General features: G+C 51.4%; 20 protein-coding genes. 13 read left to right on the forward strand and 7 right to left on the reverse strand.

What is annotated here, in order from left to right; genetic code table 11:
- Positions 1-89: 89 nt before the first annotated feature.
- Positions 90-1,496 (reverse strand): ribosome biogenesis GTPase Der, encoded by a 1,407-nt coding sequence (gene der / locus ACN0YH_RS24740; RefSeq protein WP_417382275.1) that lies wholly within the window; start codon positions 1,494-1,496, stop codon positions 90-92.
- Between the two features lie 321 nt (positions 1,497-1,817).
- Here der and hpnC point away from each other — a divergent pair, with 321 nt between their 5' ends.
- The 12 genes from hpnC (at position 1,818) to ACN0YH_RS24800 (ending at position 18,905) form a co-directional block, all read left to right on the forward strand.
- Positions 1,818-2,789 carry a squalene synthase HpnC gene (gene hpnC / locus ACN0YH_RS24745; RefSeq protein WP_417382276.1) on the forward strand — a complete coding sequence of 324 codons (972 nt, stop codon included), beginning with the start codon at positions 1,818-1,820 and terminating at the stop codon, positions 2,787-2,789.
- An 805-nt stretch (positions 2,790-3,594) separates the two neighbouring features.
- Entirely contained in the window at positions 3,595-6,444 is a 2,850-nt protein-coding gene (locus tag ACN0YH_RS24750) for a ribonucleoside-diphosphate reductase subunit alpha (RefSeq protein WP_417382277.1), read from the forward strand.
- Positions 6,445-6,516: 72 nt separating this feature from the next.
- Positions 6,517-7,596 (forward strand): ribonucleotide-diphosphate reductase subunit beta, encoded by a 1,080-nt coding sequence (locus ACN0YH_RS24755; RefSeq protein ID WP_417382370.1) that lies wholly within the window; start codon positions 6,517-6,519, stop codon positions 7,594-7,596.
- Positions 7,597-8,039: 443 nt separating this feature from the next.
- Positions 8,040-9,530, forward strand: coding sequence for a leucine-rich repeat domain-containing protein (locus ACN0YH_RS24760; protein ID WP_417382278.1), 1,491 nt, complete (start codon positions 8,040-8,042; stop codon positions 9,528-9,530).
- A 188-nt stretch (positions 9,531-9,718) separates the two neighbouring features.
- Positions 9,719-9,967, forward strand: coding sequence for a PF20097 family protein (locus ACN0YH_RS24765; protein ID WP_417382279.1), 249 nt, complete (start codon positions 9,719-9,721; stop codon positions 9,965-9,967).
- Positions 9,968-10,478: 511 nt separating this feature from the next.
- Positions 10,479-11,510 (forward strand): DUF1559 domain-containing protein, encoded by a 1,032-nt coding sequence (locus tag ACN0YH_RS24770; RefSeq protein WP_417382280.1) that lies wholly within the window; start codon positions 10,479-10,481, stop codon positions 11,508-11,510.
- A gap of 112 nt (positions 11,511-11,622) precedes the next feature.
- Entirely contained in the window at positions 11,623-12,135 is a 513-nt protein-coding gene (locus ACN0YH_RS24775) for a hypothetical protein (RefSeq protein ID WP_417382281.1), read from the forward strand.
- 423 nt (positions 12,136-12,558) lie between these two features.
- A complete protein-coding gene (locus ACN0YH_RS24780; RefSeq protein ID WP_417382282.1) occupies positions 12,559-12,903 on the forward strand; it encodes a hypothetical protein in 345 nt (114 codons plus the stop codon).
- Between the two features lie 689 nt (positions 12,904-13,592).
- Entirely contained in the window at positions 13,593-15,917 is a 2,325-nt protein-coding gene (gene metE / locus ACN0YH_RS24785) for a 5-methyltetrahydropteroyltriglutamate--homocysteine S-methyltransferase (RefSeq protein ID WP_417382371.1), read from the forward strand.
- Between the two features lie 130 nt (positions 15,918-16,047).
- On the forward strand, positions 16,048-17,052 hold the full coding sequence (locus ACN0YH_RS24790) for an ABC transporter substrate-binding protein (RefSeq protein WP_417382283.1): 1,005 nt from the start codon (positions 16,048-16,050) through the stop codon (positions 17,050-17,052).
- A gap of 24 nt (positions 17,053-17,076) precedes the next feature.
- The gene (locus tag ACN0YH_RS24795; protein ID WP_417382284.1) at positions 17,077-18,114 is read left to right on the forward strand and encodes a FecCD family ABC transporter permease; all 1,038 of its coding nucleotides are present in this window, start codon (positions 17,077-17,079) and stop codon (positions 18,112-18,114) included.
- Between the two features lie 14 nt (positions 18,115-18,128).
- A complete protein-coding gene (locus ACN0YH_RS24800) occupies positions 18,129-18,905 on the forward strand; it encodes an ABC transporter ATP-binding protein (protein ID WP_417382285.1) in 777 nt (258 codons plus the stop codon).
- A gap of 19 nt (positions 18,906-18,924) precedes the next feature.
- Here ACN0YH_RS24800 and ACN0YH_RS24805 read toward each other — a convergent pair whose 3' ends face one another.
- On the reverse strand, positions 18,925-19,245 hold the full coding sequence (locus tag ACN0YH_RS24805; protein ID WP_417382286.1) for a Dabb family protein: 321 nt from the start codon (positions 19,243-19,245) through the stop codon (positions 18,925-18,927).
- A gap of 320 nt (positions 19,246-19,565) precedes the next feature.
- On the opposite strand from ACN0YH_RS24805, the gene ACN0YH_RS24810 reads away from it, so the two are divergent.
- The gene (locus ACN0YH_RS24810) at positions 19,566-20,495 is read left to right on the forward strand and encodes a hypothetical protein (protein ID WP_417382287.1); all 930 of its coding nucleotides are present in this window, start codon (positions 19,566-19,568) and stop codon (positions 20,493-20,495) included.
- A 19-nt stretch (positions 20,496-20,514) separates the two neighbouring features.
- Here ACN0YH_RS24810 and ACN0YH_RS24815 read toward each other — a convergent pair whose 3' ends face one another.
- From ACN0YH_RS24815 to ACN0YH_RS24835, 5 genes are all read right to left on the reverse strand, one after another.
- Positions 20,515-20,829: a hypothetical protein gene (locus ACN0YH_RS24815; protein ID WP_417382288.1), complete on the reverse strand. Its 315-nt coding sequence runs from the start codon at positions 20,827-20,829 to the stop codon at positions 20,515-20,517.
- 86 nt (positions 20,830-20,915) lie between these two features.
- The gene (locus tag ACN0YH_RS24820; RefSeq protein WP_417382289.1) at positions 20,916-22,289 is read right to left on the reverse strand and encodes a DUF420 domain-containing protein; all 1,374 of its coding nucleotides are present in this window, start codon (positions 22,287-22,289) and stop codon (positions 20,916-20,918) included.
- A 67-nt stretch (positions 22,290-22,356) separates the two neighbouring features.
- A complete protein-coding gene (locus ACN0YH_RS24825) occupies positions 22,357-23,208 on the reverse strand; it encodes an ABC transporter permease (protein WP_417382290.1) in 852 nt (283 codons plus the stop codon).
- Complete coding sequence (locus ACN0YH_RS24830) at positions 23,205-24,173, reverse strand: ATP-binding cassette domain-containing protein (RefSeq protein ID WP_417382291.1); 969 nt, start codon at positions 24,171-24,173, stop codon at positions 23,205-23,207. The genes ACN0YH_RS24825 and ACN0YH_RS24830 overlap by 4 nt, the downstream gene beginning before the upstream one ends.
- Entirely contained in the window at positions 24,163-24,564 is a 402-nt protein-coding gene (locus tag ACN0YH_RS24835) for a cytochrome C oxidase subunit IV family protein (protein WP_417382292.1), read from the reverse strand. The genes ACN0YH_RS24830 and ACN0YH_RS24835 overlap by 11 nt, the downstream gene beginning before the upstream one ends.
- Positions 24,565-24,567: the final 3 nt, after the last annotated feature.

Here is a 24,567-nt window from a genome sequence, read left to right on the forward strand (position 1 = left end):
AACCTGTCTGTCCGGTTCAATGCTGCTCGTACCCGAGATACTAGGAACCTTAAATTTAAGGTTCCTGACACCTTTTTGAGTGATTTCTATCAGCGTCCGGGTTCAAATGCTTCGAAATCATCCTGCTCGACCATGTCCAGGCTGGGGCTTGATTCGTCTTTTGCATCTTTCGGGCGGTAATAGATTTTAATCGGAATCTCTTTGAAGGGGAGTGCTTCCCGCAGTACGCCGCTCAGGTAACGCTTCCAGGATTCGCTAAACAGTTTCTGGTCGTTACATTTCAAAACGATCGTGGGCGGCTCGGTGGCTACCTGCGTCGCGTAGTAAATTTTGGGACGGTGGTTTTTGGAGTAGGGGGGCTGATTGTTTTGGATCGCAGCTCGAACGATCTTATTCAGACGCCCCGTTGAGACACGAATCCGCGACTGTTTGTAAATCGTCTGTGCCAGATTGATGACCTGCTTGATGTTGCGGGAGTCCTTCGCGGTGACAAACGCCACGGGGGCATGTCGCATGGTACGGAACTGGGACGTCAGATATTCATCCCATTTTTCCGAGGTCATTTTACTTTCGCGGCCCAGATCCCATTTGTTAATCACAAAAATACAGGGTTTGTAGTTTTCATCGATTTCGGCGACCAGTTGTTTGTCGACCTTGGAAATCGTCTGCTGCGAATCAAAAAACATCAGCACGACATTGGCGCGACGGATACTGCGTTTCGCCCGGGTTAAGCCATAGAATTCAATGTCATTCGCCAGGCTTTTCCGCTTTCTTACCCCCGGAGTATCGATGGCAAGAAATGATTTGTCGTCGAATTCAAAACGAATATCGACACTGTCGCGGGTCGTGCCGGCGACTTCACTCACGATCATCCGTTCCGACTCAGCCAGTGCGTTGATGAAAGTACTTTTGCCTACATTTCTTCGACCGACAATCGCAATTTTCAATTCAGGATCTGCAGACAGCGTGTCCCCTTCCGATTCTTCCAGCTTTTCTGCCGGGGGGAGGTGATCCATGATCTCATCGAGTAATTGATTCCGGTTCCGGTTCCCTTTCACACTTGTGAGCACGACGGGGGAATTGGTCAGGCGAAAGAACTGCGCTGCTTCATCATCGGTTTTGGTGGAATCGCATTTGTTGATACACAGGATTTTGGGTTTCTCAATCAACCGTAGTCGCGTGGCGACTTCTTCATCCAGGTGTGCCACGCCCAGGGAGCCATCGACGACAAACAGAATCAGGTCGGCTTCATCAATGCCCACCTGGATCTGGCGCTCAATGTCTTCAGACAAATCGTCGCTGTCAGTGATGCCGATTCCGCCGGTATCCACCAGTTCAAAATAGCGGTCTTTTTCATGGACCAGGTAGGTCACACGATCGCGGGTAACACCAGCGGTCGGGTCGACAATCGCCACACGGTGTCCGGCGAGCCAGTTGAAAATGGAACTTTTGCCAACATTGGGGCGCCCCACGATAGCAATTTTGGGAATGGCCATGGTTTTTACGTTTTTCTTTTGAAATCGTTTTCAGAGTGAATCGAACAGGATTGGGTTGGCTCTCTTGATTTCCAGCGGTGGGACCTGTATCCCTTTAGTCTGCTGGTATCAGAATCTGTTGAGCGCCCGCCGATTCGAAATATTTATTTTCTGCTGGCATTCAGAGCGTGCTGATGCCGGGCGGTTATGAAACAGAACTCGACAAGCCGTCTATGACGGCTTCTGGCATAGTAAGCGGTTGAGTCATATTTCTTATAGATTATCCAGTTGGGAGACGATTGTTAATCAACTGGCGCTATGCGTTTGGGAAGTTCCGGCTAAATGACGGCATTTGAGCATGAATTGGCGGCCTGGGGGCCCGATTCCCCCTGTTTTCAGGGAACGGATGCTCCAGTCTCCCTGGACGAGGCACACGCATATTGCCGCAAAATCGCTCTCGGACATTACGAGAATTTCCCGGTCGTCTCCTGGGCGCTGCCTCGGGAACTGCGTCAGCACTTTTATAACGTTTATGCCTTCTGCCGCTGGGCCGACGATCTCGGGGATGAAATCGCAGGGACAGACCAGTCGCTCCGCCTGCTGGCCTGGTGGCGGTCTCAACTGGTGGAATGCTATCAGGGCATTCAGAATGACGCAGCGCCCCAACAGTCGTCATTGATGCCGCGGCTGCATCCGGTATTTGTTGCGCTGACTCCCACCATTGTCCAATATGACTTGCCTCAAACCGCCTTCGATGATCTGATCCAGGCGTTCGAACAGGATCAGCGTGTCAGCGAATATCAAACCTTTGCAGAACTGCTTTCGTACTGTCAGAGAAGTGCCAATCCGGTAGGGCGGCTGGTGCTGCATCTCTGCGAGTCTGTTACTGAGGAAACGCTGGCGTGGTCTGATTCGATTTGCACGGGTCTGCAACTGGCCAATTTCTGGCAGGACGTAGCCCGCGATTTTGCGATTGGCCGCATCTACATCCCCAGGGAAGATTGTGAGCAGTTCGGCTATACCCGAGAGCAATTTGAGCGCGGCGAATTCAACGCGTCATTTCAGAAGTTAATGGCGTTTGAAGTCCAGCGTGCGCGGCAGTACCTGCTGGAAGGAGTGCCTTTGGTTGCACAGCTTCCCGGTCGTCTGCAGGTCGACATCGATCTGTTTATTCAGGGCGGATTGAAAATTCTTGATCACATCGAACAGCTGCAGTTCAATGTCTGGAAAGAACGTCCCCAAGTGTCCCGTTTCGAGTTCGGCCTGCTGCTGGTGCGGAGCCTGGTGCGGCGGTTCTCTGGCAGGAATCGTTGATTTGTGGTGCCGTCAGCATTTTGTTTCAGATACAGTCCGTATGAAATTCTGATGAAGAATCACGCAATCTGATGTTTTGCCCTCTTTCAAGCTGGTTGTATTTTGCAAGATGAGGGGGCATTTGGAAGTTTGACGGTCAGCCGGTTCAGAAAAAAAACTTTTGCGTTTTTCGGTGATCTGAAGATTGGATTTGAATGAAATTTGTGTGTAGTTTCTACAAATACAGTGTTTTGCAGAGTCTCGCTAATGATTCTTGACATCTTTGGACGATGTCCAACATTTAGTATTGACTACTGAAATGCACACACTATATTGGGTGTTATGAGTGAGTGACTTACACAAAATACTAAACAAGTGTTTTGTTGTGAGTCAAGAAAAAGGTGGTTTTACCAAGTCTTTTGGCAGTGTTTATTTGAATAGTTCCGGGTTGTGCTCTTGTCTCTCTCAAGACGGCACAAAATGCCTGCGACCTGCTCAGAAAACCTGTTATTGAGAGGTTTGGTGGATCCTCAGCTCTCACATTCAGATGGTTTTAGAAATCGAATTTCAGATCAGTGAGGGTTTCGTAAGAGCAAACGGAGTTGCCAGTCCATGCATCATATTAATGCTGCCTGCCTGCTCCCATCTCTTTATGTTTCCTATCTTGTTTGTTGTTACATTTCTGGCCCTCTCATGTGAGCTCACTAATTGTGGAGCACTGTGCGTGTAATTGCGGTCTCATCACAACGTTTCTAATTGATACACAAGCTGCTGTCGGCATGGACACAGCCGGATTTTTAGCATTCCATTTTAAGGAGGCAATCGAATGATTCGAGCGCAAACAGAATGGGTCGTCACGAAGCGCGGGGGGCGGACAGCTCCTTTTGATGCTTCGCTGATCGGTCGGGCAATTTCCAACGCTTTCCGCGCGGAACTGAACCTTGCGGATAATCAACCACTCGATGACGAAATCCGGATGGAAATCCCGGAGATGGTCGAGTCGGTCGCCAATGAAATTGCTTCCGCAGCCAGTAGTGACGCTGGTATTGAAGTGGAAAAAATTCAAGACGTTGTCGAGATGATGCTGATGCGTCGCGGTCACTACCGTATTGCACGTCGTTATATTGTCTACCGGGCAGATCGTGCCAAGCTTCGTGCTTTACGCGCTTCGACTGATCTGGTGGATGAGTCTGATGAGATCAAATCGAAGACTCCCCGGTTTCATGTGATTCTGACAGATGGGACGAAGACACCCTTCGATGAAGCCCGCATTCTGGCACGACTTTCCGATGCCTGTCGCGGACTGGAAGGCGACTGTTCCGCTGAAGCGCTGCTGGAAGAGGTCATGCGTTCTATCTTCGATGGTATTTCTGTCGAAGAATTGTATCGTGCCATGATTCTGGCAGCCCGGACCCGTATTGAACGTGACCCTGCCTACGATACGGTTGCTTCACGTTTGATGCTCAAAATTATCTATAACGACGCTTTGGGAAATGCTCCCTCTGATGTCAATGAATTGAATCAACTGTATGTGGATCGTTTTCCACAGTTCCTCAATGATGGAATTGAAGCCAAACGATTGACTCCTGATCTGCATAAATACGATTTGAATCGGATTGCTCTGGCTCTCAAACCAGAGCGGGATCACCTGTTCCAGTATCTGGGATTGCAGGCCATTTTCGATCGTTATCTGTTGCACATTGATGGCCGCCGCATTGAAACACCTCAGTATTTCTGGATGCGTGTTTCCATGGGACTGGCAATTCAGGAAGCCGGTGATGTAACCGGACGGGCGATTGAGTTCTATAACATTCTTTCCACGTTCCGATTTACATCGGCAACACCGACCCTGTTTAACTCGGCCACCTTGCATCCGCAGTTGAGTTCCTGTTATCTCTCGACAGTCGACGACGATCTGGACCACATCTTCAAATGTGTTGCCGACAACGCCAAGCTTTCCAAGTGGGCCGGCGGACTGGGTAATGACTGGACTCAAATCCGGGCAACGAATTCGCACATCAGTGGTACCAACGGACAAAGCCAGGGCGTGATTCCGTTCCTGAAAGTGGTCAACGATACTGCTGTTGCTGTGAACCAGGGTGGTAAACGCAAAGGCGCCGTCTGTTCGTACCTTGAGACGTGGCACATGGATGTCGAAGAGTTCCTCGACCTGCGTAAAAACACAGGCGATGACCGACGACGGACCCATGACATGCATACGGCGAACTGGATTCCCGACCTGTTTATGCGTCGGGTTCGCGAAGATGCCGAGTGGACTTTATTCAGCCCGAATGATGTTCCCGATCTGCATGATCTTTACGGTCAGGCATTCGAACAGCGTTATACCGAATACGAAAAGATGACCGAAACCGGTGAGCTCAAACTCTTCCGTCGTATTTCGGCTGTCGAATTGTGGCGTAAGATGTTGACTCGTCTGTTTGAAACCGGTCATCCCTGGATTACCTGGAAAGATCCTTCCAATCTGCGTTCACCCCAGGACCATACCGGCGTTGTGCACAGCAGTAATCTGTGTACCGAAATTCTGTTGAATACTTCGCGGAATGAGACGGCTGTCTGCAACCTGGGTTCCGTCAACCTTAAGCTGCACATTGTTGATGGTCAGCTTGATCTGGGAATGCTGGAAGAGACAGTGCGGACTGCAATGCGAATGCTGGATAACGTAATTGATATCAATTACTACCCCACTGCAGAAGCCCGTAATTCGAACACCCGTCATCGTCCCGTTGGTTTAGGCCTGATGGGTTTTCAGGATGCTCTCCTGGCTCAGGGAATCAGCTATGCCAGCATGCAGGCTGTAGAATTTGCTGATGCCAGCATGGAAGCGATTTCGTATTTCGCGATTCTGGCTTCATCAGAACTGGCTGGTGAGCGTGGACGTTATGAGTCTTATACTGGTTCCAAGTGGGATCGTGGCTTACTGCCGATCGATACTCTGGATCTGCATGAAAAAGAACGGGATGTTCCGATTGAAGTGGATCGGCAGACCCGCCTTAACTGGCAGGTCGTTCGGGATTCGATTGCACAGAATGGTATGCGTAACAGTAACGTGATGGCGATTGCTCCCACGGCAACGATTTCGACCATCATTGGTGTGTCTCAGTCGATTGAGCCTTCCTATAAGCATCTGTATGTGAAGAGCAACCTGTCCGGCGAGTTTACCCAGGTCAACCGCTTACTGGTGGATGATTTGAAAGCCCTGGGGTTGTGGGATGCGGACATGCTGGAAGCCCTCAAGTATTATGATGGTTCGGTCACCGAGATTGATCGTATTCCCGATGAACTGAAGGCCCGTTATCTGACGGCGTTTGAAGTAGAACCCAAGTGGACCATCGAGTGTGCCGCCCATCGCCAGAAATGGATTGATATGGGACAGTCACTCAACCTGTATTTAGCAGAACCTTCCGGCAAAAAATTACATGATATGTATATGCTGGCCTGGGAACGCGGTTTGAAGACCACTTACTATCTGCGGACACTGGCAGCCACGCAGGTTGAGAAATCAACCGTGGACGTCAATAAGTTTGGAATTCAGCCTCGCTGGATGAAGAACGCCAGTGCCTCGGGTGATATTCAGGTCGATCGGGAGCCTGCCGCTACGATGGTGACTCCTGGCGAAAGCTGTAATCTGGACGGTGATTGCGAGGCCTGCCAGTAAACACAGTCTTTTCGTCCCGCTCTCTATCGCGTTCAGTTTCATTTAATAAATGGATTTCAAAAAGGTGTTATGATGACAATCCTAAATGCAAATACAAATTCCAAGACTCCGGTTTCTCCAGTAGGCGATACTCCTACGGGCCGTTTCAAAGCAGATAAAAAACGCCTGATAAACTGCTCTCAGGTCGACGTCAACCAGTTGATGCCACTCAAGTATCACTGGGCCTGGGAACATTATCTGAATGGTTGTGCCAACCACTGGATGCCTACTGAAGTCGGCATGACCAAAGATATTGAAACCTGGCGTTCCAGCAAACTCAGTGATGGCGAACGTTTCGTGATCATGCGGAACCTGGGTTTCTTTGCGACCGCAGAGAGCCTGGTGGCCAACAACATCGTATTGGCCATTTTCAAGCATGTGACCAATGCGGAATGCCGTCAGTACCTGTTGCGTCAGGCATTTGAAGAAGCCGTGCATTCGCATACCTTCCTGTACATTGTCGAAAGCCTCGGGCTCAATGAGTCGGAAGTCTTCAACATGTATCACGAAGTTCCCGCGATTGCGAAAAAAGATCAGCTGGAAATGGAGCTGACCTCGGAAATTCTGGATCCCGATTTCACGACCGATACCTTCGAAGGGGCACAGGCCTTCCTGAAAAACCTGATCGGTTACTACCTGATCATGGAAGGACTCTTCTTCTACACCGGTTTCGTGATGGTGCTTTCCTTCCATCGTCGGAACATGATGACCGGGATCGGCGAACAGTTCCAGTACATCCTGCGGGACGAAACGATTCACCTGAACTTCGGCATCGACCTGATCAACGGCATCAAGCAGGAAAACCCCGATCTCTGGACTCCCGAATTCCAGCAGCTCATTATCGACCGTATGAAGTATGCAGCCGAGCTGGAAATTGAGTACGCCAAAGATTGTCTGCCGACCGGTATCCTCGGATTGAACGGCGACCTGTTCCGCGAATACGTGCAGCACATCGCTGACCGTCGCCTGGAACGCATCGGCCTGCCCGCCCAGTACGGTTCTTCCAATCCATTCCCCTGGATGAGCGAAACCATGGACCTCTCGAAGGAAAAGAACTTCTTCGAAACCCGCGTGACCGAATACCAGAGCTCCGGTTCATTAAACTGGGACTGATTCGTCCGCAATAAAAAGACAAGGCACCCTCGCAGGGACCACCAACCGGTGGTCCCTTTTTTTACGCGCGAGACGGTCTGGGAGAAAATGGCTGGACTGTGTCCAGTTTTACTGTAGCGTCTCCAGGGCTATTTGAACCGAGTATAATAGTTTGAGAGACGCTATGGTTAAATGTGATGCGCTCTAGCTTGAATTAATTATTGCTGCTGTCGCCGAGGAGAGATGGTATACTGATGGGTGGTATGTTTTGCAGGGCGTGTTGGAGGGGAGTGCAAGATATCTCTGATTCGAATTGAAGTCCTCGAAGTCTTTTGTTTTTCCTCAATCGATTTCGAGGGGATAAAAATGCAAACAGCTGATGAGCCTGGAATATTCTGGCCTGTAGATGACGTAAAAAAGACGTTACCTTAAACTCGTATGTTTTGGGGAGGCGAGAGACAGATATGAATTACGAGCCACCTCTCCCGGATGCGGCAAGTCAAATGCTTGCTCGGTTTGGGAGCCAAATCGAATACACGGCAAACGAGCCCAAGGGTCTGATTAACCTCACGCATGCGGAAGTCGCGAATGAAGACCTGCGTCATCTGATCTTCTATCCAGGCTTCGATGCGCTGATTCTGGACTATACCAACATTTCGGATGCGGGGCTGAGCTTCATTGGCGAAATGAGTAACCTCGAACGTGTGGGACTGTACGACGCACTCGTTTCTGATACCGGGCTGAAATCTCTGCTGAAGCTCTCTAAGCTTGAAAAACTTAATATTGCCTGTGCTCCTGGTTGCTTCCCACCTGGACTGCGACCGGTACCGGCTGCCAATGTGAGGCGAAACCAGATCACAGACCGGGGACTGGGCTACCTGACGGAGTTAACTTCGCTGCGCAGCTTGGACCTGCAGGCAACGCGTGTTACCGACACGGGTTTATCGCGGTATCTCCCCGAGTTGTCCCGGTTGCAGAAATTGTCGCTCGCGTTTCTCGACATCACGGACGCATCGCTGTTAGCACTTGAAAGCCTGGCCTGGCTCGAAAGCATCAACCTGAGTCACACGGCGATCTCAAACGACGCCATTGTGGATCTAGTGATCGGGAAGGCGTTTTCGCTGCGTCGGTTGAATCTTTCTAATACGGTGGTCAACGATCAGGCGCTGGCAGAGTGTCTGCCGGGTTCCCAACTCAAAAAGCTGGAGTTGATCGATACCGGTATCACGGATGCTGCCTGCCAGGAATGCGTCGAATGTTCCTGGCTTACAGATCTCCACCTGGATTTCACAGACATTACTGATGACGGGGTGCGCCACCTGGCGAATTGTGAGCATTTGCGGAGTCTTGGACTATTTAAAACGAAGGTCACTGATACCAGTCTGGTGTGGCTCTCGGATTCCGGAATCGAAGATCTGGGGCTCGGCTACACATCAATTACCGACGCAGGGATTCCCGCCTTGATTGAATTCCCTGCTCTGGAAAGCCTGGACCTGCAGGGGACATCGCTCACAGACAAAGGACTGCGGTTTTTGAGTTCCGCGACAAACCTGAAAGAGCTGCGGCTGGAAAATACAGAAATCTCAAATGCGGGAATCGAATTTTTGCTGCCCCTCTCCCTGGAAACGCTATCGCTGAATCCCAGAATTGACAATGTCGGCTTGAGCACTCTGGCGCTTCACAATTCTCTGCAACATCTGGCGATCTGGAACTGCAATGTGACAAACTGGCAGCCGCTGACGAAGCTGGAGCGGCTGGAGGTATTACTGATAGACGATTCCATTACCGACCTGTCACCATTGAGGGAACTGGACCAGCTTAAGTTTTTGCTGCTCTGTGGCAACCATTTTTCTCCCATGGCGCTGGCCAGGCTGCGTCTCGCACTACCGCAGTGTCAGATCAGGATGTTTCCATCGTGCGCATGCGCGTTAGGCGAGTTCTGGTGTTTATGCTGAGGATTAAGTGTGGGATTGATTTCCGTGCGAGAGACTATGATACGGGCGGAAAAATTAAGCAGTCGGAATACTGTCAGGGGGCACTTGTCTTTTTTGTCCGCTGTTCAAAAATTTTGATGATCCAGTGGGGGGCATCATGCGTTAAGCTTTAGTCGGCTTTTCTGAAACATGACTTACTGGAGATTCTGATGAGGACAACACCGTATTGCTCTGACTGTGAAAAAGAGATGGAAAAAGGATTCGTCCCCGATAATACTTTCCTGGGAGCTCTGCAAACGGTGTGGCATCCAGGCGATCCGGAAAGTGCTGGCGGCACGTTTTTCGGGATGAAGGTGAAGAACAGCACCCAGACGGTCCATGTGAACGAATCCGGAACAAGAAAGATCACTACTTATCGCTGCCCCGCATGTGGTCTGCTGCGATCGTTTGCGGAGTAACTGAATAACATTCAAGTGGCCAGAACACCAGTCAGGGGGAGGTAAAAGAGTTACTGCCCTCTGTACTGTTTTCAAATGAAGCAGAAAACGGTTCCTGACTCGACAGTATCATTCGTCGCTGACAGCTTTAATACCGGGAGAGTTCACCGTCGTGTGATCCTGGTGATATCTGGTGCGAAATTAATTGGCAATCTTCAAAAATTTATGGCACTCAGGAAGTGATCGTCCGACGTCTCATTGTCCGAATATTCTGAGACGACGAAACAGTAGTTCCCATAAGTGAAGCATATTAAACACGTTGTGTCTCGATGACCGGTGTTCGGTGAGCTGGGAATATATTTTTCGACCCTTTTGACACTCCCGGCGGCATGTTCTTTGCACAACGGTGTGTTGGAGCACTGTACTCTGTCCCTCCTCTGTTGAAGACCGCTAGACGAGCCTCACGTTGAAAGTCCTCTTGCTTCATATCATTCACTACTACATCACTACATCACTACATCAGGACAAGAACATGAGTTACTTATTGGAAATCAATTCCTGTTGCCATTCCGAAAAGCCCAAAACTACTGTGAGACGCTCACGAGGCTTCACGCTGATAGAGCTGCTGGTAGTCATCGCCATTATTGCCATTTTAATCGCATTGCTGCTCCCTGCCGTGCAGCAGGCGCGCGAAGCGGCTCGCCGTTCCTCCTGCAAGAATAATATGAAGCAGCTTGGTCTGGCTCTGCACAATTATCACGATGCGCACACCAAGTTTCCCTACTCGAGTGCCAACAATGCCATGGTCTGGACGCAGGCCGGCGATCCGATTCTGAATACATCCGGCTGGACGCTGCTGCTGCCTTATCTGGAACAGTCTGCTCTTTATAATCAGTTCAACTTCACCGCAGCCCAACGCAACAGTTCGTTCAGTGGGTGGTCTTCGACGAGTGCGGGAACCGTGATGGGGGCGTCTGCAGATATTACCGCGAATATGGAACTGACAAAAAAAGTCATCGCCGTTTTCAATTGTCCGAGTGATGACAACAACCAGACCTACAATTCAGTGTCTCCCAACTACGGCTGTGGTGTCTCGGGAAGTGCCATGACCAACTACGGATTCAGTGTCACCTCCGGCACAGGGCCCTGGGCGCTGTGGCAAAATGAAGGAAGTACCACGAGAGCGCTCTTCGGGGAGAATTCCAACTCCGATATTGCGAAGATCAAGGATGGCACCAGTAATACCGTCATGGTCTGTGAAACGACTCGTCAGGTGCGGGATGGAACCGGTAACTACTGGGGATGTAGCGTCTACGCGGGAAATGGCGTCAACCTTGGCCACAGCCGCGGAATCAACTACTGGCTCTGTTGCTCCTGGACTCCTCCGATGACGGAACGGCCCGGCGTACTGGGATCTTACAGTATGCCCGGAAGTGCCCATGTCGGAGGTTGTATGATCCTGCTCGCCGATGGTGCAGTGCGTTTTCTCAACGAGAACATCGATGCTTCGATCCGCACCAATCTCTCCCGTATCAAAGATGGCCAGGTGATCGGTGAGTTCTGATTAGGGAATTATTTTTCCGGGATGTTCCCTCACTCACGAAGTTAGAAACCCGTGAGCGGCGGACTCTTCTCCTCTTAATCAATCCTGCTTCTTTTATCTCTGGTGGAACAACATGAGTGCTTGCTTAGATACGACGCGTCAATTGACTCGAGGAACTGCGATACTTTTCACAGTCATGCTTACTTCGCTTTCCGGTTGTGGGGGTTCGGATTCCGGTCCCGACATTGATATGATTCCTGTTTCGGGATCCGTGGCGATGGATGGTCAACCGCTCGTCGGTGCGATGGTGGAATTTCATCCCACTGGCGGAACAAAAGGGAACGGAGGATTTGGCCTGACCGATGAGGCAGGCACGTTTACTTTGACTGATTTCCATTCCAATCCGGGATGCCCTCCGGGCGAGTACGGCGTGACCTTCTCGAAGATCACACTGCCGGACGGGTCTCCGATCCCTCCCGATTCCCAACAAGGTGGGGTCGGGATGAAAGAACAGATTCCCCCTGCCTATAACCTGTTCAAGCCGCATGCGATCGTCCAGGCTGCCACAGTCAATGCGCCGGAATCGAAATTCGAGTTTAAGATCGACTCAAAATTCAAACCCCCGCAATCGTTTTACCGGGAGTAATCATCGAGTCTTAAGGTGTGTTTGGAGACAGTAAAGGGGCAGGACCAATCCGGTTCACTCACCTGGGACTGATTCGTCCGCGATAAGAAAACAAGGCACCCTCGCAGGGATCACCGATTGGTGGTCCCTTTTTTATGCGCGGTATGAGCTGTGATAAAATAACGGGCTCTGCCAGATCGCTGCTGTTGTTCGGAAAGGGACGTGGTAGACTGAAAGGGTGAGTCGTTGTGAATGCAGACTTGCCACGGTTAGATAAATCTGGCCTCTGATCGGCTTCCCCTGTGAAATACATTGAAAGGTTTTAACGCAATGTACTCAAAATCGATCTCGATGTTATTAATGGCAGTTCACCTTTAATACTCAAATGACGGATGTTTGGAATGGTGTAATGTTTTTGCAGGTTGGCGATAGAGGTATTAAAAGATGAATCGTACCTTTAATGGCAGAGACTTTCGAATATGGGATTTCAGTGTTCATCATTCGAGATTATTGATTCGAAGTCAGCCAACACTCAGTCATGACTATAATATTGATTTAATCTTTACAGCCGTCGATTATATTTCAGTTCCAAAACATTTAGATAAACTGGAAATTGATAGTGCTACTCGAGAAGAATATCAGTCTATCCAAAAACTCTTTAAGAGAGAAATTACGAAAGATGATATTACAATTTTAGTCTCTAACGGAAGTCGGCATTTTATTGCAGCAGCGGGATTCGAGATAAGTGAGAATCAGTTAGAGCTTTTTGATAGTGGGCTGGATCTATGAAATTTAGCAGAACAGTCTAAAGATCAACCCTGCCACTTGGAAACTGTACAACCTCATAAGGATTAATCACTGGATTAGAACCGTTAGCCCAATGACTGTTTTGACTGATTTTCAAGTTGACGCAATGACAGGCGGCTGTTAAGCTCCGAACCTTGGAATTGAGAACACGCCTTGCTTGCGGGTTTTCTTCCAGTGTCCTTTTCGTTTTCACAGGAAAACAGGTATGACCCTTTATATGCAGCGTGTGCACTGGTGTGACCGGCTGTATGTCTCGCCCGAATACAGACGGGTGGGAGACGCCGACGAATCTGACATGCCCCGGGTCTGAAACGGACACTGCCGTTGCGCGCCTGCTGTGATGCATGCGTCTTTCACTGCGCGAGCACTATCAGAGTCCCTCTGCGCAGATGCCTGCCCTGCTGCGTTCTTTGATTGGAAGAACGTCTCCGCCTGCGCGCTACCAGTTGGCTCTGTCTCAACGCCGTGTCCCGTTTCGGACCATTAAACTCATCGACCCACTCATCGTTTTTCAATACGGTTTGTGAACACACTCCCGGTCTGCGCGCAGCCTGCGCCTGAGTCGCGGAACACTTCACAGACCCGATAACGCTACCGGTGCGCACACACTCTAAAGAAGGTGCGCACCACAAACTGTTTCACCATCAATTACATTTAATCATAAAAGGAGCCTGCGAATGGCTATTGCTACTAACCTTGGATTCCCCCGTATCGGCGCTCACCGTGAACTGAAAAGAGCGGTCGAAAAATTCTGGTCAGAAAAAATCAGCGAAGCAGAACTGCAGCAGATCGGTCGCGACCTGCGCGAAACAAACTGGAAACTGCAACAGGCAGCAGGGATCGAACAGATTCCGTCGAATGATTTCTCTTTCTATGATCAGGTGCTGGATACGACGGCGCTGGTCGGTGCGATCCCGGCCCGATTTCAATGGACCGGGGGTGCCGTTGACCTGTCAACCTATTTCGCAATGGCGCGAGGCGGTAAGGGGGGCAAATCGGTCGACGCGACCACTGCCGGTGTCGCCGCGCTGGAGATGACGAAATGGTTTGATACCAACTATCATTACCTCGTTCCCGAGTTCGAACCCGCTCAGCAGTTCCAACTGGCGTCGACCAAAGTGATTGACGAATTCCTGGAAGCGAAAGCCCTGGGCATCGCTACCAGGCCGGTCATTCTGGGGCCGGTCTCCTTTCTGCTGCTGGGGAAGTCGGGAACCGCTGACTTTGACTGCTTAAGTCTGCTGGAACGCCTGCTGCCCGTGTATGTGGAAGTATTGACCCGCCTGTCAGCCGCCGGTGCAACCTGGATTCAGATCGACGAACCCTGTCTCGTCCTTGATCTGACGGCGGAGCAACGCGTCGCCTTTCAGCGAGCCTATGATCAGCTTTCGATCATCCCCGGCGGAATCAAGATCGCGTTAACGACCTATTTTGGTCCGCTTGCAGAGAATCTCCCGACCGCTGTTTCACTGCCGATTGCTGCGTTGCACATCGATCTGGTCCGCGCTCCCGAGCAGTTGGATGACGTGCTGGAACAACTGCCTGATGAGGTGGCTCTGTCACTGGGCGTCATCGACGGTCGTAATATCTGGAAGAATGATTTCGAACAGTCGCTGACGTTGATTGAAAAAGCGGTCGACCGGATTGGCGCGGATCGCATACTGATTGGGCCCTCCTGCTCGTTGTTACATACGCCCGTCGATCTGGAAAACGAAACGGATCTGGACCCTGAGCTCCGGCAGTGGCTGGCTTATGCCCGGCAGAAGCTGGAAGAAATCGCGGTACTGACTCGATGCATCAATGCAGGCAGAGAGAGTGTTACAGAAGCATTGACTGTGAATCGGGATGCAATGAATGCCCGCCGTAATTCGCCGCGCGTGCATCGTCCGGAAGTAAAAGAACGTAGTGCCGCCGTGACGGAACCGATGCGAACCCGCAAAAGGCCCTATGCAGAGCGGCAGCTGTTGCAGCAAGAGGTGTTGCAGTTGCCGCTGTTTCCCACAACGACCATTGGTTCGTTTCCGCAGACGGATGAAATTCGCAAGGCACGAGCCGCATTTAAAAAGGGGGAATTGACGGAAGCGGCTTACGAACAGTTTCTAAAGACATGTATCGCCAGTGATATTGAGTACCAGGAAGAAGTCGACCTGGATGTACTCGTGCATGGCGAAGCGGAACGCAATGATATGGTGGAATATTTTGGCGAACAACTGGAAGGATTCATTGCGACGAAAAACGGCTGGGTGCAAAGTTATGGTTCCCGCTGTGTGAAGCCGCCGATCATCTTCGGAGACATTCTCCGTAAGGGACCGATGACGGTGAAATGGACAAAGTACGCGCAGTCCTGCACAAAGAAACTGATGAAAGGCATGCTGACCGGGCCGGTGACGATTCTGCAATGGTCGTTCGTCCGCGATGACCAGCCTCGCAGTGAGACCTGCCAGCAGATTGGGCTGGCGATTCGCGATGAAGTGCTGGACCTGGAAGCCAGCGGCATCCGAATTATTCAGATTGACGAGCCGGCAGTTCGCGAAGGGTTGCCGCTTTGTCGTTCCGACTGGCGTGCTTATCTCAAGTGGGCCGTCGATTGTTTTCGGTTGGCGGCCGCTGGTGTGGAAGATGAAACCCAGATTCACACGCACATGTGTTATTCCGAATTCAATGATATCATCGAAGCGATTGCTGCCTTGGACGCCGATGTGATTTCCATTGAAACGTCGCGCAGTAACATGGAACTGCTGGATGCATTCGTTCAATTTCACTATCCCAATGAAATCGGACCGGGCGTGTACGACATTCATTCGCCGCGGGTGCCGACGGTGGAATGGATGGTTGATCTGCTGGAAAAAGCATTAAACGTGCTGGGGCCGCGACAGTTATGGGTTAACCCGGACTGTGGTCTGAAGACCCGCAAATGGGATGAAGTCAGGCCCGCCTTACAGAACATGGTTGCTGCAGCGAAGACGCTGCGTGCGAAAGTGAACCTGACGGATTGATGCTGTCGGGAGTAGAGAAGCATTTTGTGTTCAGCCCTGGAATGCCTGGAAACGGTCATTCCGGGCTGATTTTGATTGAATGAGCGTCTGCCACTTCCAATTTGAGAAAGGATTCGATACCAACGAGATTATGAATATCCATTTAGACAGACTGTTCCTGCTGTTGTTCCTCTGGGGAATGACGGCAGGCTGCCAACCTGAAGCGACCAGCCCGCGTCCTGCGCAGGCGGTACCGTCAGCAGGGGAAGTGACACAGCAACCAGCCCATTCAATGGCGTATCCTGTGAAGGTCAACGATTATCGGGGGCAGGATGTCACGATACAGAAACAGCCACAACGAATTATTTCGCTGATGCCAGCCCACACGGAAATTCTGTTTGCGATCGGTGCGGGAGAGCAGATGGTGGGGTGCACGTCTCTGTGTGATTATCCTCCGGCAACCAGCGATTTGAAAAAGATCGCATTTGCCAACCCGGGCAGTATCAGTCTGGAAGCACTGGTAGAACTACAGCCCGATCTGATTATTCTGGGCGGTGATTATCATCGGCTACTGGCAGAGCAGTTGGAGAAAATTAAAGTACCGGTCCTCTCTTTTGAGTCCCAGTCGCTGGCTGATATTGAGAAATCGATTCGGGGAATTGCCAAAGCGACCGGACACACTGATCGCGGCAAGCAAATCATCCATAAAATTAATGAGGACATCCAGGCAATTCAGGAGCAGGTCAAACCGTTTCAGGAGCAGGGGCGCCCGCGTGTGTTTTACCAGGTCTGGGATCAGCCTTTGATGACAGCGGGCCCTGAGTCGTTCATTGGTGAGCTGATTACGCTGGTCGGTGGGGAGAATATTTTCAGTGATGTGAAAATAGCCTATCCCCAGGTCAGTGAGGAAACGCTGGTCGTGCGCAATCCCGAAGTGATTCTGCTGCCCGGGCTCAAAAATAATCAGCCGGCTGATGCGCGGGAAGCGATTGCCACTTTGAAACAGCGGCCTGGCTGGAAAAAAATGAAGGCCGTGAAGAATCAGCGGATTTATATCATTGAGGATGATCTGATTTCACGTCCCGGTCCGCGCGTGGTGCAGGGACTGCAACAAGTGGCGCAGGCCTTGTACCCTGAAGCTTTTTCGAAACCCTGACCTCTTGAGTGGACGCTGCCGTTCATGCAACCTCGCAATCAATTTCTGGCCTGGCGTTTCCTGCCTTTACTGGCGGGCCTGCTGCTTGCGTTACTGGTGGGAATTCATTTCGGGGCGGTTGCGCTTTCGCTGGAACAGGTCTGGCAGGGACTCTGGCATCCGGCAGAGGAATCGTACATCAATACGATTCTCTGGCAGATTCGTCTGCCGCGCGTGATTCTGGCGGCTTGCGTGGGAGGAGGACTGGCGGTTGCCGGCGCTGCTTTTCAGGGCGTGTTTCGCAATCCACTGGCGGATCCGTTTGTGATCGGAGCCTCAAGTGGTGCTGCTTTGGGCGCGACCCTTGCACTGCTCCTGATCGCGGGGAGTATTACTGTCATCACGGCGACCTGGCAGATTCCGTGGTTGATTCTGGCGGCGTTTGCGGGCGCGCTGCTCGTCGTCGGTGGGGTATTTGTGATCGCCTCTTTGAGCAATATTGGTCGAAGTGCACCGCTGCTGACATTGATACTGGCGGGCATGGCGCTCAGCAGTTTTACCGGGGCACTGGTTTCTCTGATCATGTTTCTGAATCATGAAATGCTGACTACCATCTTCAGCTGGCTGCTGGGCAGTTTCTCCGGCAGACACTGGAATGAAATTATGATGGCGGGGCCTGTCATCCTGTGTAGTGGCGGATTGTTGTGGTTATTATCACGACCGCTCGACCTGCTTTCCTTTGGTGATGAGGCAGCCCAGACGCTGGGATTATCGATCGCCAAATTTCGGATGATCATCCTGGTCGCTGCCACGTTCTGTACGGCGGCCTGTGTTGCTGTTTCAGGAGTGATCGGTTTTTTAGGATTGATGGCGCCCCATATGACACGCATTCTGTTAGGTCCCCGGCACGGTCTGCTGATTCCCGGTAGCTGTCTGTTAGGTGCTACTTTGATGGTGATTGCCGATACGCTGGCCCGGACTGTGATCGCGCCGGCGGAAATTCCCGTCGGCATTGTGACGGCGTTAATGGGCTGTCCGTTTTTTCTGTTTCTGCTGCTCAGTCGCGGTCAGCAATCCGGTTAAGAAGGGGAACGAGCATGAATCCGATCCAACTGGAAAACGTCTCCTGTGGATATAACCGACAGGATGTCTTAAAACAGATCTCGCTGGGCATTGAGCCGGGAACCGTACTGGTCTTACTGGGCCCGAATGGCTCCGGTAAGACAACATTGCTGCGCGCGTTGTTTCACCTGGTGGAAATCCGCGAGGGCAGCGTGCTGATTGAAGGGGACTCGCTGACCCAGATGTCACGCAAACAGGTGGCACAGAAACTGGCGCTGGCACCGCAGCTGGAATCACCCCAGTGGCCGATGACGGTCGAAGAAACGGTGCAACTGGGCCGCAGCGCTCATCGAGGCTGGGTGCAACCTTTTCAGAACGAAGATACAAGCCAGGTCGAAGCAGCATTGCAGCAGACGGGACTTACGGAATTACGTCAGCGGAAGATCACAGAGATATCCGGCGGGGAATGGCGGCGGACTTTGATTGCCCGCGCCCTGGTACAACACACCAGCGTGCTGTGTCTGGATGAACCGACTACGGGACTCGATCTGAAATACCAGGTCGAGATTTTAACACTCATTCGCAATCTGGCGCACGAGCGGAATTTGACCGTCATCCTGACCATCCACGATCTGAATCTGGCCAGCAGCTTTGCTGACCAGATTGTGTTATTGGACAAAGGAGAGATCGCGGCAATTGGCACGGGGGCGGAAGTCCTGACGGAAGCCCGCGTGACAGAAGTCTATCAGACCCCCGTCAAAGTGCTGCCCCATCCTGAGTACCAGACGCCGTTGATTATCCCCGTGCTTTGAATCGGATTGCTCTGCTCGATCAGCTGGTGACATAACTGTCAAAGACCTGGACGTTGGCCCATTTGTCTTTGTTTTCTGAGATGAAGGTCAGGTGGTCGGCGGCTTCCTGATATTTATCGTGTGAGTCTTTATTGTCGAAGACCACATTCAACGCGACATGATATTCCTGATTGTTCACTGGTCGCTGAAACTCGGTGCCTCGGATCCCGGCGGAAAAATAAAGTACGCCCGGATGATCCTTCAGATACAGGTGACAGGCCTTCACCATCGCTTCGCTGGCTTCGGGGGAGCCATCTTTGAGGGTGAAATAAACCATATGTGCCAGTGATGCTTCTGCCATGTTCATGTCCTTTAATCTCGCTGCAATGATTTAAGTGATTGGTATTATATAGTTTAGTGGATCCAAGGTCAGTTGGGAGCCCGCTTCTCGCTTCCCTATCTTCTCAAAAAGTGGCCTCAATGTCACGACACCCGGGGGGGAATGAATTTTGTAAATTGTGAAATATAAGATAAAGCGACTTTAACGATTATGCCGATAAATGAGAAAGGTGGGTTCTTCGTTCCGGCTGATCCTGTAGAGCCAGTGTCTCAGTTTGACTGAAACGGGAACGAAATCAAGGAGTGCCATTCAGCACACTTAGTAAAAAAAGGAGTTTTTCGATGTCCCCCTGGATTCGAAATAGTATTGTTGTTGCTTCTCTGTTTCTGATTACGACAAATGATAATTCTGCGGAAGCTCATATCTTTAAACGGTTATTCAACCGAGGTGGCGCGAGTTGCAGTTATCCGCAACATGGCCGCTGTGGTCACCGTTGTAAAAAACTGGCCCGCCGTTACTTCCGGCGTTGTGCTCCTGTGACTTCCTGCTGCCCGGGCGTGTGTACTCCTCCTCCGCCACAAATCTGCTACCAGGACATTATTTGTACCGAATACCGTATGGTACCACGCACAACCAATGTTCCCGTTACCACTTACAAGCAGATTACCGTTGACGAAGGATGCTGGCAGCGAGTCTGGGTTCCCAAGATGGTGACCAAACAGATTCAATGTACCCAGTACCAGAAGCAGACCAGCTATGTCAAAACTCCGATTCAGGTTAGAAAACGGATTCAGGTGACAGTGCCACAGTCAACGTGCACTGATTGCATGAACGGACAACCTTCCATGATGAGTCCTTCACCATCCATGCAGCCTTATGGAGTGCCTTCAACGCCGGTTCCATCCAGTGCCCCTGTTCCTACGCCGATGAATTCCACATCGCTGGACATGGGCGCCTACCCGACTCTTGCTCCCACGATCAGTGCACAACCGGCGGCAGGCTGGGGTGGAAACAGTGGCCCTTCCTTCGCGAGCATGGGGCCAGCATTGCCACCCAGTCCCGCAGTCTTACAGGTTCCTGATCTGCAGGGGAATTCAGAGTGGCAGACGATTCCTTCTCAGAACTCTTATCTTCAGACACAGCCTGCGGTATCCAACCAGGCGACCTATGATGATTCCCTGTCACGCACTGCATCCGCCAGAGGGGCATTTGTGCCAGCACCCTCGGCAGCAACTGTCTGGAATACACCTCGTCGCCAACGCTTGAATTAAGCAGCAACGAGATCAATTATTACGAATCAAGCATACCGGAATCGGCATCACTCTGATGCGGGTTCCGGTTGTTTTCGTAATGCTGGACCGTGTTCTCTTCGCGTTTGATCATCTTGAAGAAGGCAACACCAAAGCCAGAGATCAGCATTGCCGGCATCGCCAGCATAAATGCGATGCTATACATGTAAGCGCGGGGCTTGGAATCATCCGTTTCGTTCAACTGTTTACACATGGGACAGGCCGCAGCCTGACTGATGACAGCAGGCGTGGAGAAGAGCCCCAGCAATGCAGCTGTCAGAACACAGGATCGAAGGAATGAAAATCGCTTTAACATGATACGAACCACTTTAGATTAACAACTTGAGATGCTTCCATTGTAACAGATGAAGATCCCGGTTCCAGCCGATTTTTCGCTGATTCTCAGGCGGCACCGGGTAGGTGATAGAGCATAAAATAGATCACGACGCCGGTGATGGAGACATACAGCCAGATTGGAAACGTGATTTTGGCGATTTTACGATGGGCTTCCCACTGTTGTTTCAATCCGCGTCGGATTGTCACCCAGGCCAGGACAGGGACAGCCGCGGCGAGCACGACATGTGTGATCAGAATGAAATAGTAAATCGTCCGTATTGCGCCTTCACCTCCAAATTTGCGAGAGGCCGTTCCCGTATAGCTTTGTAATGCGAAGTGATACAGCAGGTAGAAGACCAGAAACAAAACGGAAGTTCCGAATGCCGTCAGCATTGTTTTTTTGTGTTTCTGCTGTTCCCCATGGCGGATGAACCAGTAACCAACCATCAGCAGAATGGTAGCCAGCCCGTTCAGGGTGGCGTTGACGGCAGGTAACTGATACACCCAGTCCGGTGCTGTTTTGACGGTTTCAGTAGTGCCTGGTTCTGCTGCAGGTGAAGCTGCTTCGGTCTGAGCGAGCAGATTTGCCACGACTGGAAACAATGTGGTACTCAGAGAGATCATGCCTGCTTTGGCGGGCGTTTTGGGTTTGGCTGCTTCGTCTTGCTTCGTGTTCTCGGGAGAATCCTGTTGTTTTTCCTCCGATTTATTTTTGTCCGGATTCTGTTTCTCTTCTTTGACCAGCTTGCGAACTTCGCGTCTGAGCTCTGCCAGTTCGACATCGTCGACGGCGTTATATTTTCCCAGGACGCGTCCTGTTTTATCTACCAGCATGACGTTGGTGGTATGGATCACTTCAAAGCCCGGCTTGCGGGCGGGCCCTTTGTTTTCCTGAACCGGCATCAGAAAACTTTTCTCAATCAGATGAAAGATCTCACCTTGATCCCCGGTGAGAAACAGCCACTTTTCCGGATCCGCGCCGACGGATTCCGCATAGCGGGATAAAACTTCGGGGGTGTCATTTTTCGGATCTACGGTAAAGGTCACCAGGCGGAAGTCCAGGTCTTTCAGATCTTTCTGCAACTGATAAAACTGACCGGAGACGCGCGGGCAGGGGCCGGCACAGCGGGTGAAGACGAAGCAGGCCACCCAGGGTTTTCCCAGCAGGTCTTCTTTCGTTATGGTTTTTCCACTGCGCTCGGTGAGGGAAAAGTCTTCGATGCCTGCTTCCGGCCAGATCGGGGCATTGATTTTGACTGCTTCGGTCTCAGACTCTTCCGCCGCTTTCTTCTCAGCGGCTTCACTGGCTTTCATCTGTTCCACCGCGATGTCGCGCTGAGTTTTCAGTTTCCAGGTTGCGAATGCACTTACGGCGACGAGCACCCAGAGCAGGATGATCAGGATCAAAGGGATGCGGCGGCTTGATTTTGTCTCAGTCATGTTTAATTCTTTTGATTACACTAAAATAAGAACGTATTTGTCAGTCATCTGTTAATCTGGCATCTATTTATCTGGCATTTCTGGTAGCCCGCTGACGGGTCATCCAGATGGCAATCGTTACATAAATTATACAGACCACCGCGGTGATGGTCAGGCAGATCATCAGGGAAGGATTGCCCGGTGCGCTGGGTAAAGCAGGACCTGAAGCGAGCAGACGCCGCAAACCGGTCACGCCATAAGTCAGGGGATTGGCGCGGATGATCCAGGACAGCCAGCCGGAATCTCCCGCCGGGAAAAACGAACCGGAGAGCAGCCACATCGGCATCAGAAAGACTGACATGATGGCGTGAAACCCTTGTGTCGATTCCATTGGCCAGGCAATCAGGTAGCCAAGCGCCGTCAGGCTGAAGCCCAGCAGAAACAGAAACAGAAACAGGGGGATAAAACCTGCCAGTGTGATTCCGGTATCGAAATCAGGCGCCAATCCGACAATTTTTAAGAGCGGACCCAGCAGAAGAAACAGGACAGCTTGTAAAACGGCGAGAATCGTTCCCCCCAGCAGTTTGCCCAATACAATCGAAGAACGGGGCACCGGCGAGACCAGCACTCCCTGCAGGAAACCTTCCTTACGGTCTTCGATGATGGAGATCGTGGAGAAGATCGCGGTAAACATCAAAATCATGACCGCCACGCCCGGGAAAAAATATTCCTGGTAGGTCATGCCTGCCGTCGCCCATTCGGGGGCTTTGAACGAACCTCGCAGTCCTGCTCCAAACAGAATCCAGAACAGGATCGGCTGGATCAGGGCACCAATGACGCGGGTGCGTTGCCTGGCAAAGCGGACCACTTCACGTTGCGCGAGCGTTATGATCGGCAGCAGAAAAGGCGTAGCGGGGGTGACTGTAGCAGGCTGATTCATTCGACTTCCTCCGCCTGCCAGAACTGATGTCCGGTTTTATGAATGAACACATCTTCGAGCGTTGGCTTTCCGAGTGAAACCGAAGTGACCTGTTCCGGGAAGGCATCGATCAGGTCTTTCAAAAATTCATGACCCCGGGAATGTTCCAGGCGCAGACTGTGATTGATCTGTTGAGGCGTGACGCCGAATTTCTCGATAATCTGTTGCTGCAGTATTTCCAGGTGCTCCGCTTGAATGGTCAGGCAGTCTCCGCCGACCGAAGCACGTAATTCATCCGGGGTACCCAGTGAAATCAGTTCTCCCTGATGCAGAATTCCGAGCCGGTCACAGTGTTCCGCTTCTTCCATCAAGTGAGTGGTGATCAGGATCGTCACACCCTGTTCGCATTGGAGTTGTTTCAGGTATTTCCAGAGATCATGACGCGCACCCGGGTCGAGACCGGTACTCGGCTCATCCAGCAGCAGGACCTGTGGAGCATGCAGCAGGCCCTTGGCAATTTCGACGCGGCGTTTCAGGCCGCCTGATAGTGATTCCGCGAGATCGGCTTTGCGATCTGTGAGTCCCAGGTGCAGTAGCACGGAGGTGATCCGTTCCCGCATCAATCTGCCCGAAATACCATACAGGTGCGCCTGGTGTTTCAGATTTTCCTGGACGGTCAGTTTGCCATCCAGGCTGGGTGACTGGAAAGTGACGCCAATGAGTGTGCGGATTTCCCGGGCCTGTGTTGAGAGGTTCAGGCCAGCGATCGTGGCGTTACCGGACTGCAGAGGCAGGAGTGTGGAAAGCAGGCGAAAGAGGGTCGTTTTTCCGCCGCCATTCGGTCCCAGTAGGCCAAAGATCTCTGCGGGACGGACGTCAAAGCTTAGATGATTCAAAGCCAGCCGTTCACCGTATCGGTGTGAAATATCATTGACACAGATGCGGGAGGCCGTCGTTGATTCCTGGGTGAGGGGGTTACTCAACATGACTTTTTTCGGGGGTTAAGGCATCCGTTTTGGTGGCAGTCTGCCGGGCCTGCTCCAGGTAGTCGATTTGAGGTGCTTCATTCGTGTAATAATGAATGCCGATGTCGGGAGTCATGGCGATTGTCAGTCCCATCGCGAGAATGATCGTCGGGCTGAGTAGCACGTACTTCCATTTGCCTTCAAATTTCAGATGCATAAAGTAAATCAGTACGAACAGTGCTTTGGCGCAGGCGACGGACAGAACCAGCAGTGACAGCAGCACAACACCATTCATGCCGATGATGTTTGTTCCTTTTAAATCAATGAAGTCAAAAACGATCGACAGCCCCGTGCAGACACAGAGTGCATAGAAGATGGTGGAATATTTGACGTAAGCGTGTTGATCTGACATCTG

Origin of the sequence: Gimesia sp. (assembly GCF_048262075.1) — a bacterium.
In the GTDB taxonomy this organism is placed as follows: Bacteria; Planctomycetota; Planctomycetia; order Planctomycetales; family Planctomycetaceae; genus Gimesia.